This is a genomic window from Segatella paludivivens DSM 17968 = JCM 13650 (assembly GCF_000373185.1).
Taxonomy (GTDB): domain Bacteria; phylum Bacteroidota; class Bacteroidia; order Bacteroidales; family Bacteroidaceae; genus Prevotella; species Prevotella paludivivens.
This window is the reverse complement of sequence record NZ_KB890627.1, coordinates 81,902-96,107: the sequence shown is the minus strand read 5'-3', so window position 1 is coordinate 96,107 and position 14,206 is coordinate 81,902. Positions and strand designations below refer to the sequence as shown.

The following is a 14,206-nucleotide window of genomic DNA, read 5'->3' as shown; positions in this document are numbered from 1 at the left end:
CGTTACGAAGCCATATTGCAATAGGCACAAACAACATAAAAACCGTAACCTGTTAGAATCAATCATCATTGCAAGAACATTTGATTACTCTTTTGAAATCCCCTGAATACACAATTGCCTTCTGCGGACAGAGATTACCACACCCATGACAGCCCTCCACACAACCTTCTCTGTGAATTACCTTGGGTTTATCATTTGCTATAGTGAACACACCGTGTTTACACTTATCGTAACAAGCCATACAACCTACACATTTGCTTTGGTTAATCATTGGATACCATAACTTACTCATAATCATTCTTCTTTTATTTCATCTTCGCAGGAGCATTTTGGCAGCTCCAACTTCTTTAGTTCTTTCATATAAAATGAGAAGAAACCGTTTTTTATTTCATTTCTGATACGGCGGAACTCATCTATAATGAATTCTGTATCACCTGTAACTGCAGCTGGATCATCAAATCCGAGATGCAAGCGATGCTTTACTTTGCCTGTAAAATTTGGACAATTTTCATTGGCCCCTCCACATACAGTAATCACATAATCCCATTCCTCATTCAGATATGTTTTCACACTCTTGGGTTTAGCTTTACTAATATCTATACCTACTTCATTCATCACCTTAACAGCCATCTCATTTATCTTTTCAGCTGGTTCTGTACCAGCCGAAAAGACTTTTAATGTAGTATCAAAAGATGACATAAATGCTTGTGCCATCTGGCTACGGCAACTATTTCCTGTACACAATATCAATACTCTCATATGCTTCTACAAAATTATATTATACAAATATCCAAGTAAAATGATAAACAGCGTGATAGTACCAAAGAAGATTCCTATTAGTCGCCATGTCATCACTTTCTTCAGAAGAGTTGCCTCTGGTAGTGACAGCCCTACTACAGCCATCATAAAAGCAAGAGCAGTACCGATAGGCACACCTTTTGCCACAAATACTTCTATCACAGGAACAATACCTGCCGCATTAGCATACATGGGTACCCCCAATATTACCGATAGCGGTACGGCAAACCAACTGTCCTTTGACATATAGTGCTGAAAAAATCCTTCGGGTACATAGCCGTGAATAGCAGCTCCGATAGCAATACCAATAATTACATACAATAGCACTCCTTTTACAATTCCCCAAGAGTCTCTAAGTATGCCTGGCAATCGATTGATAAAAGTTATCTTCTCGGCTTCCCATTTTGCAGTCTCTGCCTCAGATGATTTTTGGATGTTCTTTACCCAATCACTCAGATAGTTTTCCAATTTCATTTTGCCTAAGACGAAGCCTCCAATCATCCCCAGTAACATACCGCTGACAACATATATGAGGGTAATCTTCAGCCCAAACGTACCTAGAAACATAGCCACAGCAACCTCATTCACCAGAGGCGAAGTTATAAGAAAAGCAAATGTCACGCCAAGAGGAATGCCACCTTTCACAAAACCAATAAACAAAGGTATTGACGAACATGAACAGAATGGAGTAATAGCACCGAATAGCGACGCAAAAAAATACTGTAGTCCAAACAACTTATGCGTTGTGAGATAATTACGTAGGCGGTCAATCGGGAAATAGGCATTTACAACTCCCATAATCGAACTGATAATGAATAGAAGAATTAAAATCTTCGTCGTATCATAAAAGAAGAAATCTACTGCCGAACCTACTCGTGACTGTGCATCAAGACCTAGCAGACTGTATGTAAGCCAGTCGGCAAATTGTTGTAACATAATATTTTCGTTTAAAATTCTACAGATAAAATGTATATGCGTAATAAAGTCCAACCAAGATGAACAGGATGGCGACAATCATATTAAACCATTTCTGGAACACCTTCATCCTGTTATAGAACTTGCCAACACCAGCCATACTATAGGCTAGCAGCCACGCTACAAGTATCACAGGAAGTCCTGTAGCAAAAGCAAATACAATTGGTAACATGTATCCACCGGTGGCTTGAGCCGACAGGGGTATCAACATCCCAAAGTAAAGCACACCACTCGTGGGGCAAAAAGCCATTGCGAAAAGCATACCCAGAAGCAGGCTTCCCCATACGCCCTTCAGCTTCTCAGATTTTATATTTCCCGAGAACCCAAATTTTGGAAGCCGCAGCTTATCACCGAACAACATAAACAGTCCGATGAGCAACATGGCCGGAGCGATGAGCATTTCTCCCCATTGACTCACCCCTTTTTGAATCGAAAACATATCGGAACCACTTCTGAGTATAAATATCAATATAGCTCCCAGCACCGAATACGCCACCATTCGTCCTGCCGTATACAGAATGCCGTTCAAGAAGATGCGGCGTTTGCTCTCTATATCACGACCTATAAAGCCAACAGCGGTTATATTGGTTGCTAATGGACAAGGACTGATAGCCGTGAGCAAACCTAAGACAAAAGCAGTAACAATCGGAATATTGCTATTGTCCAATATCTGTTGTAGAAAATCCATCATTATCTTCTGCTATTTTAATAGCTTACTTATCTTGTTTTTTAACCCGCTCTTAAAAGCCGGTGTATTCGTGCGGGCATTTTCAAAACCGAAATTGGTCATATCGTTTCGTACCTCTTTTCCGTTCTGCCACCTATTCACATACAAAGACGACCATGTTACGTGATATTTGTCGGCCAATGTCTCTCCTTGTGGAGTTGAAATATCAATTTCCTTAAACTTTACTGCACCACTTTTCACCTGAGCCGCAAAATCCTTGTCTACAACTTCTTTAGAATATGTTCCTACTGCTATACAAGTAGGGCAACGTTGCTTGCTGTGAAAATACAAAACTTCAACAGTAGCTTTGGTCGGTTTTACAACTTTCTTTGTTTGTGCATTAACACTTGTAAAGCAAATCAAGCCCAATAGAGACATTAAAATAACACGTTTCATACTTTTTATTTGTTTATAGTTAGAATATTTTTTATTTCACTCTCTGTAATACGTCCCTTTGCTACAACTTTACCGTCTATCACCAATGCTGGAAGCGACATTACATTATAAGACATGATTTTTTCCAAATCTTCTTCTTTTATCAACACAGCATCAATGTCCATGTCTTTTATCACTCTCTCTACTGTTGCATAAAGTGCCTTGCAACTGCTGCAACCTGTTCCTAAAATTTTTATTTCCATAATTTATTACTTAATTATTTTATATTAAATACATCAAAAAATAAGTATAACTTTACTCATTTTTATATCTTAAGACCTATCAATTGATGAAAGAATCAGTTCCCAATGACCAACATCTCGCCACTCATCAAATTTTCGACCAATTTCTTTCATATGTGATATCTTCTTGAATCCAAATTTCTCATGAAGACGCACACTTGCTTTATTTGGAATGCATATACCCGAAATAAGAACGTGAGTCGTCTTATAATCAACATGACTTAACAAATAATCAAATAGTTGGCTGCCTACCCCTTTTTGCCGCATATTTTTATCTAAATAAATAGAAAGCTCTTTAGTAGAAGAATAAGCACATCTACCATTCCAACGGTGTATATAACAATATCCAACTATTTTGTTATCAACCACTGCAACAAAATATGGAAGTCCACTATCAAGAACTTCTTCAATTCGCCCCCGCATATCACTGACAGAGACTTCACTCGTTTCAAATGTAATTGCTGTATTCATAACATAATAATTATAAATGCTACAAATGGCTTGAGCATCGCCTATATTAACAGCACGTATTAGCATTTCATTTTCCATATTCATATATAATAACTACATTATTCGCCATTCGCAAAACAACGATCAATTAATATATAAAAAAAGAATGCATTAACAGCAATTCTTTTTTTTGTATATACATTGTCCCATAAACTCACCAAACAATTCCTGAGCAAGTTTCCAATTCTCTCTGTTGATACAATACTTCACCTTTGGAGTTTCAATCTCACCTTGTATCAACCCTGCATTTTTCAGCTCTTTAAGATGTTGAGAAACTGTAGCCTTGGCAATAGGCAACTCTTCGTGTATGTCACCAAAGTAACAAGTATCCTGCTTTGCAAGAAATTGCATGATCGAGATTCGGGCAGGATGTCCCAAAGCTTTGGCAAAGCGTGCCAATTGTTCTTGCCTTGCAGTATATTTTTTATCGTTTTCCATCTTTTCCTTAATTGTTGTTCGCAAAAATACGAACATATTCTAAATCTTCCAAATTTCCCTTCAAAAATCTACTATCATTTTACAATTTATAACATTACAATAATACTATTGTAACTAATTATATTGCAACAATAAGTTTGTATATACCATCATTGCAACAATACATTAAATCTGCATCCGTTCATACATAACAGCCAATACATCAGCCATAGATGGCAATCTATTACCATCAAAGACTGCTATGAGAATCTTTACCGTGACATCTACAAATGATACTATTTCAACTCTATCAGATACCATACAGAATAATTATTTCAAATTACATGGATTGTTCAGTGGTAGTTATGATTTGAAAGCAGAAGATTTATCAACTAAGAATATCACTGTTATCAAATCTGGCATTCAAGTTGTTGGTGGAACAGATGTTCATCTAGGAAGCCTCTCTTTGCCAAAATAAACAAGAAGATTTTATCAATAAATATGATTCCTATCGTTTCTGATAAAGTTACGATAGGATTCTTTTTTATAAACAGTAAACGCCACTAACATCACTATCCAATATTAATATTGTGGGGACATTAGTGGCATTATTCGCAAGATGCTCTTTTCGAAATTGTGTTATTTCTCAATCGGAACTTGAATTTCTGTCAGCCATTCGCTTTCATCATTCTTATTCCAAATGCCATCAATATAACAGAAACGTGGGTCATCAACAATTTTATAGTCATTATCTTCGATGAAAGCATAGATCTTTGCCCATGTCTCTGGTAACTTGTCATAAGAACCATAATGATTAAAGCAAAGAGCCTTCTTCACAGCAGGGATATTCTTAAACTGAATTAATTCAGAATCCTCTTTCTTTTCAGTAACAGCTTCACAATATTCTATTTCTATATTGGTTTCCTTGTGTTCCTTGTTGTGATCAATGGTGTAACAATATCCAGGTTCAGAACAAACACAACCCAGACGTTCCATTTCAGGTCCAATTACATTTGGACATAAATTGAATAGATCTTGATAACTATGAACAACACTTCTATGACTTGCAACGATAATCGCAGGCAAAGATTTAATAATAAACTTCTCCATTTTAGTTCGTTTTTTGAGGCTATTCTTCAGTTCTCTCAGTTCTTCCTGAAGCACTTCGAAATGCTTGATTTCATCCTTACATAGTTGTATTTTTGCCTCTATCATCCCAAAAGATGGAATACCTCCGTCTTTATTCATGATATCCTTTATTTCACTAAGGGCAAACCCGAGTCTTTTTAGATACATGATATTGCTCATTTTCTTGAGCTGGCTCACATCATAATATCTGTACTTCGTCCATTCATCCACTTCGCAAGGTGCTATCAAACCTATCTTTTCGTAATGTCGCAGTGTCTTCACTGTGACCTGATTGATTTTTGAGAACTCGCCGATTTTAAATTTGATTTTTGTTTTCATAATCTGTTGCGCAATGATTACGAGTGCAAAGTTATACCATGACCTAAGGGATGAGTCAAGAAACATTTTGATTTTAACATATAATTAACATTTATCTATTGGCTGATTAGTTTGTTGTTATTATATCATTTTGACTGTAGGTCATCGGTATATAGCGTATACCATCAGAAATTTGTTCTGTGTCAACCTCTACAAATCCTAGAGCACCCGCCATGCAAGGTCGAATGCCTGAGACTGCTGTTTTTCATCAATAACCTTTATCGTGAAAGTTATGGTATTATGCTTTTTTGCTTTCATATTAAGTATTAAACCTCCTTAAACTTGTCATCTGAAATTCTAAAGATTCTTCTATCATCCAAAACTTCTGCTCCCATATGTTTATAGAACTCTATAGATTTTTGATTCCAGTCTAGACAACACCATTCTATTCTTCCATACCCTTTGTCAATAGCAATCTTTGCTATATGCTTAAAAAATAGTCTGCCAATACCTTTGCCTCTTGCTTCTTCTTTAACAAAAAGATCTTCGAGATAGATGTTTGTTTTACCAAGGAATGTTGAATAGGTATGGAAGAACAAGGCAAATCCTACGATTTTTCCTTTATATTCTGCTAATAACACCTCTGCGTCTCTGTTTACAAATATAGTTTCGTGTATCTGCTCTTTTGTTGCAGCAACTTCATCTTCCATATTTTCATAAGCAGCAAGTCCTCTAATTAATTCTAATATAACTTCGCTTTCAGTTTCTTGTGCAAATCTGATATTGATATCTTTATTTTCCATTATATCTTATTTTTTGTTCTTTTGATATTCACGTTTTGTTTTTTCTACGGTTTTACCACCAAATCCCATATTTGTATCTGGCAATTCTTTAATGGTTATCATAAAGAATTCCGGTGGAATACCTGTTGCTTCAGAGGCAGTTTCTGTAAGGCGACTGATTAGATTTTCTTTTTGTTCTGTGGTCAACTGACCACATTCCATTGTAATGTATGGCATAATATATTTATTTTATAGTTATTTATTTTATATCGAAATCATCTGAGTGGAAGTTACTATAAAACAGCCAGTTTTGATTTTTTGAGCTATCAGTAACCTCAAATTCAAACAACCCTATAACATGGTGTTTATGCTTTTCTATGTCACAAACATCTATACTTATTGTTTTTGAATTTAGAACTTCTTATACTTTACTGTTTATGATATAATCCTTCTTTGTTGTGTTTAACAATATCGTAAATGCAAATATACAAATTTTATATCGTAATTATGTAAATCTATTATAATATTTTATAAGAGTAAAAAACAAACAGACTTAAGTTATATTGTGATCAATTTACTATAATATATTCCTCGTAAAAATCAATTATCAAAGTCTTTTGATTTATGAGAGACTACATGTTTTATATTCATTAATTGCATTTTACTGTAAATTTTGTATCTTTGCAAATAATATGGTTAATCACTTGATGCATGATGTAAACAATGTCTTTACTATATTTAAAAGACTAGATAAAGGAGAATAACATGGACATTATTAAAACAAATAACACCGATAGCCGATTTAGAAAATTGTGCTGTATGTTGGATAACTATCTCAATGATGCAATAGGAAAAGAAAAGCAGCAGAAAGAATATAATCAACATAATGCATTGGTGGATATTGATGATGTCATCTTGCTAATTGATGGAGAAAAGCTAATTGGTTGTGGGGGCATTAAAAAAGTAGATAAAGATACAGCTGAAGTAAAGCGTGTATTTGTCGCTGATGAGTTTCGACGTCATGGATATGCTCGTAGAATTGTTTCAGAAATAGAACGTTTGGCAAAGGCTGAAGGATATAAAGCATTGATACTAGAAACAGGCTTACCGATGAAGAGTGCACAGAGACTATATACTTCGTGCGGTTTCTCATTTATTGAGAACTATGGTCCTTATGCTGATTTAGATAGTTCTGTTTGCATGAAAAAGAATATAGAAAATAATAAATAATGAAAATACTAGAAACTGAACGTTTGATATTACGTCCGATAAATAAAGATGATGCTAGCGATATTTTCGAATATGGCAGTGAGCCGAATGTTGGTCCGGCTGCAGGCTGGAAACCTCATAAGGATATAGAAGAGACAAGAGTAATCATGAAAGCTGTATTTATCGATAAAGATAATATATTTGGAATGGTGCTCAAATCTTCTGGTAAAATGATTGGTAGCATCGGCTTGATGCCAGATCCGCATCGCAACAATCCTGAAGTAATGATGCTTGGTTATGCCATGTCTGAACACTATTGGGGTAAAGGACTTATGACAGAGGCTGCGAAGGCTGTTATAGAATATGGCTTTAAAGAATTGACTATTAGTATGATTTCTTGCACCTGCTATTCAATTAATCCTCGTTCGCGAAGAGTTATTCAGAAATGTGGTTTTGAATATGAGGGTTGTCTTCGCCAAGGTGAGAAAAGATATGATGGCAAGGTTCTTGATGTAGAACTATATTCATTAGCAAAGAACAAAGACAAATAACCAATAGTAACTACCATCATAAGGGAAAATACCAACAAATGATTTTTAATTATATACTTAAATAAGATGATTGAAATACCAGAATCTAAAGTATTCGCTTCACGCGCTGAAAACATACTACGTGGAAAGGTAGTCGTTGATGTTATCAATGCGACCAATCCCCATCACTTTGCATGGTACGATGGAGATCCGCTATTATATGCTTCTATATTAGTAGGAAGAAAAATAGAGAATGTGAATGGATTTGGATGTTATATTGATATTTGTTTTGATCATGAAACACACCTTGCTATTAGTGATGGAACAAATATGAAGTATTTCCAAAAGGCTGATAAATGCCCACAAAAATTTCAATTACTTGTAGTTTTTGATGATAGCAGTTATATTGTCTTCACGGTAGCAATGTATGGAGGTATCTTTGCTTTCAAAGGCAATTTTGACTATCCGTATTATTTAGGTAGCCGAGATAAGTTATCACCTCTGGATAAAAGGTTTGATTTTGATTTCTTTCATAAGATGATAACAGATATTGGCAAAAACATGTCTGTAAAAGCACTTCTGGCTACAGAGCAGCGAATACCAGGATTAGGTAATGGCGTATTACAGGATATACTGTTTAATGCAGGTATAAATCCAAAACGCAAAATAAACACGCTGTCTAAAGAAGATGAAAAAACACTATTTGTAGCGATTAAAGAAACGCTTGATAATATGGTTTCAGAAGGAGGAAGGGACACAGAGAAAGACCTTCTTGGTAATCCTGGTGGATATCATTGCATTTTATCTAAAAACACTTGCCACGAGCTGTGTCCAAGGTGTGGAGGAAAAATCATTAAAGAGGCATATCTGGGTGGTAGTATATATTATTGCAGAGACTGCCAAACGATATAATTAGGAATGTATAATAATCGAAATATAAAATGAAATCAAACACATCATTGAAAGATAGCTATAAATTTAACATCTTTGACATCGTAATCATCGTTCTTTCTATCTATGTACTTGCTGCATTGTCTATATCTACAGTTTGTCATCTTTCAAGCCGAATCATGAATCTATTAGACATGATTGACAACATAATATGTGTAATATTCCTTATCGACTTTATACGATGTTTCTACCAAGCACCCAATAAACTTCGTTTTATGCGTTGGGGATGGATTGACCTAATTTCCAGCATTCCAGCTATAAGTTATCTCAGATATGGACGATTATTCAAATTGATAAGGCTATTAAGAATACTTAGAGCCTTTAGATCTACAAAGATTATTGTCAGATATATATTTAAGAGCAAAATAAGAGGTACGATGATGTCGATATTCTTAATCACATTATTATTAATCATCTTTTCATCTATATCCATTCTATGTGTAGAAAATTCTCCATCAAGCAATATAAAGACAGCCAGCGATGCTTTATGGTGGAGCATGGAAACAATTACAACTGTAGGCTATGGCGACAAATACCCTGTTACTGATTTAGGACGTATAATCGGTACGATTCTTATGGTTAGTGGTGTAGGATTATTTGGAACATACACAGCTTACGTCGCTTCACTATTTGTGAAGTATAACGATAATGAAAAAAGCAATAAAGAAATGGACGAATAAATACAAACGTATTGAAACAAACCGTTGGCAGAGTTTTTGAGGATGCATATTCTACAAGACGAATTGATTCCTCGATTTGCTTTTAATACATCGCCGATTTATTGTTATCAAACAAGCTACAGCATTAAAAAGGTTCATCCAATAATTAGATGAACCTATAAATATTATAAATGCTTCTTTTACTTTTTCTCGTTTCTATCTGTCAATATGTTATAAACCTCACTGAATGCTATTGTTTATAAGCTTTACAGATATAACAGATTGACAGATATGCGAGAAAATAGGCTTAAAGCGATTCGCTATTTTATTATTTCATTCCATTTTGGTGGATTTACTTTCAAGAGATTTTTCACAAAGAAATCGAAACGTTTGTGCTCTCCAAATTTCTCACCCATGGTATGATGTACACCTGGCAACACCACCAATTCGAAATCTTTACCAGCTTTCTCTAGTGCATTAGCCACCTGATAAGTGGAAGATGGATCTACATTATCATCCAATTCGCCAACAACAAGCATGAGAGATCCCTGCAACTTATGCGCATTTACGACATTGCTACACTCTTCATAACTCTTGTCTACAGGGTATCCCATCCATAGTTCGTTCCACCAGATCTTATCCATACGATTGTCTTGGCATCCACAACTGGAATAGGCTGCTTTATAGAAATCGCCGTGTAGAAGCACAGCTGTGGTACTCTCTTGTCCACCTGCCGAAGCTCCGAAGATGCCCACATTGCTTGCATCTATGTAAGGGTATTTAGCTGCAGCAGCCTTTATCCATAGTTCTCTATCAGGGAAACCAGCGTCTTTAAGATTTTTATAGCATAGTTCTTCAAATTTCTTTCCGCGCCATGCAGTCCCCATTCCATCCATTTGTACGACGATGAATCCCAGTTCAGCCAATGCCGTGGTGTTCCAATTATAAGCTATAAAACTTTTGGGTGTGTAGGCATCGCCAGGACCAGCATAGATATATTCTATCACAGGGTATTTTTTTGTTGGGTCAAAGTTAGTTGGTCGTTGTATGATTCCCCATATATCAGTGACACCATCTCTGCCTTTTGCTTTGAAAATCTCTGGTGCTACCCATCCACTTTCTTTAAGTTTTGATATATCTGCTTTAGCTATGGTGCTAATCAGCTTTCCATCTATACCGCTTCTCAATTCGGTAACAGGTGGTGTATCTACTTTTGAGTATTTGTCTACGACATATTTCATATCATAGCTGAATACAGCCTGATGATTTTCCTCTGCAGGTGTAAGACAAATCATGTTTTTACCATCCATATTGATGCGATAGTAGTGTATCTGGTAGGGATCTTCATGAGGATTTACACCGCATGCAGAAAAATATATAGTATTGTTTTTCTCGTCTACCTTTACGACTTCTCTCACGCACCAAGCTCCTTTAGTGATTTGTTTGATTACCTTGCCGTTTGCAACGTTGTAGAGATACAGATGATTCCAGTTGTCACGTTCGCTCATCCATATCATCTTGGATGTGTCGGCGAAGTCGTAACGATAGTGGCGTGGATAGTTTACAAAAGTGGTAGCAGTCTCTTCTATGATAGTTCTCACCTTACCTGTTTGTGCCGACATTGCCAGCACACGATAAACTTTATGTCCACGCTCATTGTATTCAAATATCACTTCTTTGTTATCGGCAGCCCATGTGAATCCATCCAGACTAAACTGCTTGTCAAATAGTTGTGTTGATGCTATTACTTCTTTACCTGTATTCGCATCGAATATGCAAGGCACCTTAAATGGAAGTTCGTCTCCAGGTTTGGCATATTCCTGTTTGTGAAGTATCGGTTGTAGTTGGTCGGCAGGCGACGATTCAACATAGTATACATATCTTTTCTCAACTGATCTGCGTTTGCATGTCATGATATATTTGCTATCAGGCGACCATTGTATCCATGCAGAATAATAGTTTGAAAGTGTGCCATCGGTACTTAGTATGCGTTTCTCGGTATAGGGTTTGCCAACTTCATGTAGCACCACGTTTTCTCCTTCTATGTATGCTTCCAGTTTACCATCTGGCGATATAACAGGATGTGTATCTTTCTCTTCGTCTACTTCCATCCAGTGGCGTTCGTGCTTACGACCGAATTGTGGTTTTGCTGCTTCTGGCAGTTTTATATCTAGGTATTTATACAGTTCTTCTTTGCTGCCAAATGATTTACTATTATTAGTACCAGCATCCATTGCTACATATCTTTTACCAGTAGCTGTATTCTCTGTGTAGTAGTATGTGCTTGTGGAATCTTTAAATTTAATGTCGGCAGGCGAGTTATACACGTTGTCGTTACTAAACTTGTTGGATAAACTGTAGGCTCTGTTGTAGTCTGCAAGGGTGCCTTGCGCCATGGCCCCAGCGCTTACCACAAATAGTGTAGATAGTAAAATTAATCTCATTTTCATTGTTATTATATATTAACGTGAGTTCGATGAATTATAAGTGTTTAAAACAATGGTGATTAGCTATTTCTTGTGTAACTTTAATGTGTTGGAAATTAACATATTACAATCAACAATCGCTATGATTACCGAGTACAAAGTTACTAAAATACTTTGTATCTCAGATAATTCCTGTAAGTTTTTTACGCTATGATAATAAAATATACATTTAAAAGCTACAAGAAACCAAAATATCATCATACTACTAACATATTGAAAGCATAAGCAACATTATTACGACCATTATGATTATTTTATCAATTATATTATTAGCATTTCACACTGCATCACAGGTACAAATTTAAAATTAGGAACGCGACTCATTCTAACATAAAATCATTACCTTTGCACCCAAATAACATAGTAAAATGATAATTTCAATTGCACGGCAATGTGGATGTGGAGCACTGAGTATCGGGAAAATACTTGCCTCTCACTATAATATTCCATTTTATACACGCCAGAATCTTCTGGAAATGGCTCAGCAAAAAGGTGTTCTTGATGAAATGAATAATTTCTTCGAAGAAAGACCTGTTGATGAACTTATGTTTGCTATTTCTGAAGCCATTGAATATCCAGCAAAGATATCTGAGAAGACATTTAGTATATTAGTTAATATGATAGGCGACAAAGATTGTATTATCATTGGACGATGCGGAAATTATATTTTTAAAGACAGAGAAGATCTTATTTCCGTGTTTCTCAAAGGTAATGTTGACGGTCGTATTGACGCAATAGCTAAAGAACGAGAGCTAACCAAATCTGATGCCGCAGAATTCGTAGACGAAATGGACAACAGTAGAATAAGATACCATAAATTCTATACAGGTCTCACATGGGGAAATGCAGAAGATTATGATATTTGCTTCGACTGTATGCGAATGGGACCAGTAAATTCAGCAAAGTATATTGAACAGTATATAGACTACGTATTAAAATAGTATAGACTCAGCATGAAGTATATTATACAGTTTCTGATTATCATTGCATTCTCATTTTTGGGAGAAGTATTTCATTTCCTCATTCCATTGCCAATACCAGCTAGCATATATGGCATTTTGCTTTTGTTCACAGCTCTAATGATGAAATGGATAAAAGTAAATCAAGTAAGAGAGGTAAGCACATTATTAATATCCGTAATGCCGATGATGTTTATTCCGGCAGCCGTGGGACTGATTGACTCATGGTCTATTATAAAAAGCCATTTGCTGACATATATTATTGTCACAGTAGTAAGTACATTTGTTGTAATGGCTACAAGCGGATTCGTTACCCAATACGTTATACGTAGAGACAATAAAAAAGGAGAAGAATAATGAAAGAATTACTTCAAGATTCAGTATATTTTGGTGTTCTGATTAGTCTGAGCAGTTATATACTTGGTATATGGATTAGAAAAAAAACAAGGCTATCATATATGAATCCGCTTCTAATAGCCATCATCATAACTATTTGTTTCCTACTTGTTTCCGGTGTCAGCTATAAATCTTATTCATCCAATTCTTCGTGGATAAGCTATCTGCTTACTCCCGCAACAATATGTCTTGCGGTGCCTCTTTACCAACAAATGGAACTTTTAAAGAAGAATAGTAAGGCTATTCTTTTCGGCATATTGTCTGGCGTACTTGCCAGTCTGGTATCCATATTATTACTAGCATTGCTTTTTTCTTTTGATCACAACACGTATGTTACATTTCTGCCGAAATCAATTACAACAGCCATTGGTATGGGAATATCCGAAGAACTTGGTGGATATGTATCTATATCAGTTGTCGTAATCATCATTACTGGAGTTCTGGGAAACATTTTTGCAGAAGGAATACTTAAATTATTACATATTGAAGAGCCTATAGCCAAAGGTATTGCAATCGGATGTTCATCTCATGCCGTCGGAACAGCCAAAGCTATGGAAATGGGAGCTATAGAAGGTGCCATCAGTGGTCTATCAATTGTTGTATGTGGAATTCTTACAGTTATAGGCGCATCTATTTTTGCACTTTTTCTATAAACATTTCTTGAATATAAATGCATCTATATAA

The 14,206-nt window shown here is 35.8% G+C and carries 20 protein-coding genes; 8 read left to right on the top strand and 12 right to left on the bottom strand.

Translation table 11 applies throughout. The annotated features are described in order from the left end of the window. Positions 1-58 precede the first annotated feature (58 nt). The 8 genes from B045_RS0101460 to B045_RS0101425 all read right to left on the bottom strand — a co-directional run bounded on the left by B045_RS0101460 (position 59) and on the right by B045_RS0101425 (position 4,125). The gene (locus B045_RS0101460; protein ID WP_025883050.1) at positions 59-292 is read right to left on the bottom strand and encodes an ATP-binding protein; all 234 of its coding nucleotides are present in this window, start codon (positions 290-292) and stop codon (positions 59-61) included. A gap of 2 nt (positions 293-294) precedes the next feature. Continuing rightward, positions 295-759, bottom strand: a complete 465-nt coding sequence (locus tag B045_RS0101455; protein ID WP_018462488.1) for an arsenate reductase ArsC — start codon at positions 757-759, stop codon at positions 295-297. A gap of 6 nt (positions 760-765) precedes the next feature. Continuing rightward, on the bottom strand, positions 766-1,734 hold the full coding sequence (locus B045_RS0101450) for a permease (protein WP_018462487.1): 969 nt from the start codon (positions 1,732-1,734) through the stop codon (positions 766-768). 19 nt (positions 1,735-1,753) lie between these two features. Next, positions 1,754-2,461 carry an aromatic aminobenezylarsenical efflux permease ArsG family transporter gene (locus B045_RS0101445; protein WP_025883048.1) on the bottom strand — a complete coding sequence of 236 codons (708 nt, stop codon included), beginning with the start codon at positions 2,459-2,461 and terminating at the stop codon, positions 1,754-1,756. 12 nt (positions 2,462-2,473) lie between these two features. Then, positions 2,474-2,896 (bottom strand): nitrophenyl compound nitroreductase subunit ArsF family protein, encoded by a 423-nt coding sequence (locus B045_RS0101440; RefSeq protein WP_026234293.1) that lies wholly within the window; start codon positions 2,894-2,896, stop codon positions 2,474-2,476. Positions 2,897-2,901: 5 nt separating this feature from the next. Next, positions 2,902-3,138, bottom strand: a complete 237-nt coding sequence (locus tag B045_RS0101435; protein ID WP_018462484.1) for a thioredoxin family protein — start codon at positions 3,136-3,138, stop codon at positions 2,902-2,904. A gap of 69 nt (positions 3,139-3,207) precedes the next feature. Further along, complete coding sequence (locus B045_RS14125; protein ID WP_238311990.1) at positions 3,208-3,726, bottom strand: GNAT family N-acetyltransferase; 519 nt, start codon at positions 3,724-3,726, stop codon at positions 3,208-3,210. Between the two features lie 72 nt (positions 3,727-3,798). Beyond that, positions 3,799-4,125 (bottom strand): ArsR/SmtB family transcription factor, encoded by a 327-nt coding sequence (locus B045_RS0101425; RefSeq protein ID WP_026234292.1) that lies wholly within the window; start codon positions 4,123-4,125, stop codon positions 3,799-3,801. Between the two features lie 241 nt (positions 4,126-4,366). Here B045_RS0101425 and B045_RS0101420 point away from each other — a divergent pair, with 241 nt between their 5' ends. Further along, complete coding sequence (locus tag B045_RS0101420) at positions 4,367-4,582, top strand: hypothetical protein (RefSeq protein WP_018462481.1); 216 nt, start codon at positions 4,367-4,369, stop codon at positions 4,580-4,582. A 161-nt stretch (positions 4,583-4,743) separates the two neighbouring features. On the opposite strand, the gene B045_RS0101415 is transcribed toward B045_RS0101420, so the two are convergent. The 3 genes from B045_RS0101415 to dmpI all read right to left on the bottom strand — a co-directional run bounded on the left by B045_RS0101415 (position 4,744) and on the right by dmpI (position 6,569). Continuing rightward, positions 4,744-5,571 (bottom strand): MerR family transcriptional regulator, encoded by an 828-nt coding sequence (locus B045_RS0101415; RefSeq protein ID WP_018462480.1) that lies wholly within the window; start codon positions 5,569-5,571, stop codon positions 4,744-4,746. A 305-nt stretch (positions 5,572-5,876) separates the two neighbouring features. Beyond that, positions 5,877-6,353, bottom strand: a complete 477-nt coding sequence (locus B045_RS0101410; RefSeq protein ID WP_018462479.1) for a GNAT family N-acetyltransferase — start codon at positions 6,351-6,353, stop codon at positions 5,877-5,879. Positions 6,354-6,359: 6 nt separating this feature from the next. Beyond that, entirely contained in the window at positions 6,360-6,569 is a 210-nt protein-coding gene (gene dmpI / locus B045_RS0101405; protein ID WP_025883042.1) for a 4-oxalocrotonate tautomerase DmpI, read from the bottom strand. Between the two features lie 528 nt (positions 6,570-7,097). On the opposite strand from dmpI, the gene B045_RS0101400 reads away from it, so the two are divergent. From B045_RS0101400 to B045_RS14120, 4 genes are all read left to right on the top strand, one after another. Then, complete coding sequence (locus tag B045_RS0101400; RefSeq protein WP_026234291.1) at positions 7,098-7,562, top strand: GNAT family N-acetyltransferase; 465 nt, start codon at positions 7,098-7,100, stop codon at positions 7,560-7,562. After that, complete coding sequence (locus tag B045_RS0101395; protein ID WP_018462476.1) at positions 7,562-8,092, top strand: GNAT family N-acetyltransferase; 531 nt, start codon at positions 7,562-7,564, stop codon at positions 8,090-8,092. Before B045_RS0101400 ends, B045_RS0101395 begins: the two co-directional genes overlap by 1 nt. Positions 8,093-8,158: 66 nt before the next feature. Beyond that, positions 8,159-8,983, top strand: a complete 825-nt coding sequence (locus B045_RS0101390) for a hypothetical protein (protein ID WP_018462475.1) — start codon at positions 8,159-8,161, stop codon at positions 8,981-8,983. Between the two features lie 29 nt (positions 8,984-9,012). Then, the gene (locus B045_RS14120; RefSeq protein WP_044067533.1) at positions 9,013-9,702 is read left to right on the top strand and encodes a potassium channel family protein; all 690 of its coding nucleotides are present in this window, start codon (positions 9,013-9,015) and stop codon (positions 9,700-9,702) included. A gap of 299 nt (positions 9,703-10,001) precedes the next feature. Here the strand turns inward: B045_RS14120 and B045_RS0101375 are convergent, their stop codons facing one another. Beyond that, positions 10,002-12,131, bottom strand: a complete 2,130-nt coding sequence (locus tag B045_RS0101375; RefSeq protein ID WP_025883038.1) for a DPP IV N-terminal domain-containing protein — start codon at positions 12,129-12,131, stop codon at positions 10,002-10,004. Between the two features lie 404 nt (positions 12,132-12,535). Here B045_RS0101375 and B045_RS0101370 point away from each other — a divergent pair, with 404 nt between their 5' ends. Genes B045_RS0101370 through B045_RS0101360 form a run of 3 tightly spaced genes read left to right on the top strand, consistent with a single transcriptional unit; the run spans position 12,536 to position 14,175 of the window. Then, on the top strand, positions 12,536-13,108 hold the full coding sequence (locus B045_RS0101370) for a cytidylate kinase-like family protein (protein WP_018462471.1): 573 nt from the start codon (positions 12,536-12,538) through the stop codon (positions 13,106-13,108). A 12-nt stretch (positions 13,109-13,120) separates the two neighbouring features. Beyond that, complete coding sequence (locus B045_RS0101365; protein WP_018462470.1) at positions 13,121-13,483, top strand: CidA/LrgA family protein; 363 nt, start codon at positions 13,121-13,123, stop codon at positions 13,481-13,483. Next, the gene (locus B045_RS0101360; RefSeq protein WP_025883037.1) at positions 13,483-14,175 is read left to right on the top strand and encodes an LrgB family protein; all 693 of its coding nucleotides are present in this window, start codon (positions 13,483-13,485) and stop codon (positions 14,173-14,175) included. Before B045_RS0101365 ends, B045_RS0101360 begins: the two co-directional genes overlap by 1 nt. Positions 14,176-14,206: the final 31 nt, after the last annotated feature.

What these genes read in the sequence shown, in the direction of transcription:
- B045_RS0101365 (WP_018462470.1), top strand. Translation starts at nt 13,121, where the DNA reads ATGAAGTATATTATACAGTTTCTGATTATCATTGCATTCTCATTTTTG.
- B045_RS0101400 (WP_026234291.1), top strand. Translation starts at nt 7,098, where the DNA reads ATGGACATTATTAAAACAAATAACACCGATAGCCGATTTAGAAAATTG.
- B045_RS0101375 (WP_025883038.1), bottom strand. Translation starts at nt 12,131, where the DNA reads ATGAAAATGAGATTAATTTTACTATCTACACTATTTGTGGTAAGCGCT.
- B045_RS0101425 (WP_026234292.1), bottom strand. Translation starts at nt 4,125, where the DNA reads ATGGAAAACGATAAAAAATATACTGCAAGGCAAGAACAATTGGCACGC.
- B045_RS0101455 (WP_018462488.1), bottom strand. Translation starts at nt 759, where the DNA reads ATGAGAGTATTGATATTGTGTACAGGAAATAGTTGCCGTAGCCAGATG.
- B045_RS14125 (WP_238311990.1), bottom strand. Translation starts at nt 3,726, where the DNA reads ATGGAAAATGAAATGCTAATACGTGCTGTTAATATAGGCGATGCTCAA.
- B045_RS0101390 (WP_018462475.1), top strand. Translation starts at nt 8,159, where the DNA reads ATGATTGAAATACCAGAATCTAAAGTATTCGCTTCACGCGCTGAAAAC.
- B045_RS0101360 (WP_025883037.1), top strand. Translation starts at nt 13,483, where the DNA reads ATGAAAGAATTACTTCAAGATTCAGTATATTTTGGTGTTCTGATTAGT.
- dmpI (WP_025883042.1), bottom strand. Translation starts at nt 6,569, where the DNA reads ATGCCATACATTACAATGGAATGTGGTCAGTTGACCACAGAACAAAAA.
- B045_RS0101415 (WP_018462480.1), bottom strand. Translation starts at nt 5,571, where the DNA reads ATGAAAACAAAAATCAAATTTAAAATCGGCGAGTTCTCAAAAATCAAT.
- B045_RS0101420 (WP_018462481.1), top strand. Translation starts at nt 4,367, where the DNA reads ATGAGAATCTTTACCGTGACATCTACAAATGATACTATTTCAACTCTA.
- B045_RS0101440 (WP_026234293.1), bottom strand. Translation starts at nt 2,896, where the DNA reads ATGAAACGTGTTATTTTAATGTCTCTATTGGGCTTGATTTGCTTTACA.
- B045_RS0101370 (WP_018462471.1), top strand. Translation starts at nt 12,536, where the DNA reads ATGATAATTTCAATTGCACGGCAATGTGGATGTGGAGCACTGAGTATC.
- B045_RS0101450 (WP_018462487.1), bottom strand. Translation starts at nt 1,734, where the DNA reads ATGTTACAACAATTTGCCGACTGGCTTACATACAGTCTGCTAGGTCTT.
- B045_RS0101445 (WP_025883048.1), bottom strand. Translation starts at nt 2,461, where the DNA reads ATGGATTTTCTACAACAGATATTGGACAATAGCAATATTCCGATTGTT.
- B045_RS0101435 (WP_018462484.1), bottom strand. Translation starts at nt 3,138, where the DNA reads ATGGAAATAAAAATTTTAGGAACAGGTTGCAGCAGTTGCAAGGCACTT.
- B045_RS0101410 (WP_018462479.1), bottom strand. Translation starts at nt 6,353, where the DNA reads ATGGAAAATAAAGATATCAATATCAGATTTGCACAAGAAACTGAAAGC.
- B045_RS14120 (WP_044067533.1), top strand. Translation starts at nt 9,013, where the DNA reads ATGAAATCAAACACATCATTGAAAGATAGCTATAAATTTAACATCTTT.
- B045_RS0101395 (WP_018462476.1), top strand. Translation starts at nt 7,562, where the DNA reads ATGAAAATACTAGAAACTGAACGTTTGATATTACGTCCGATAAATAAA.
- B045_RS0101460 (WP_025883050.1), bottom strand. Translation starts at nt 292, where the DNA reads ATGAGTAAGTTATGGTATCCAATGATTAACCAAAGCAAATGTGTAGGT.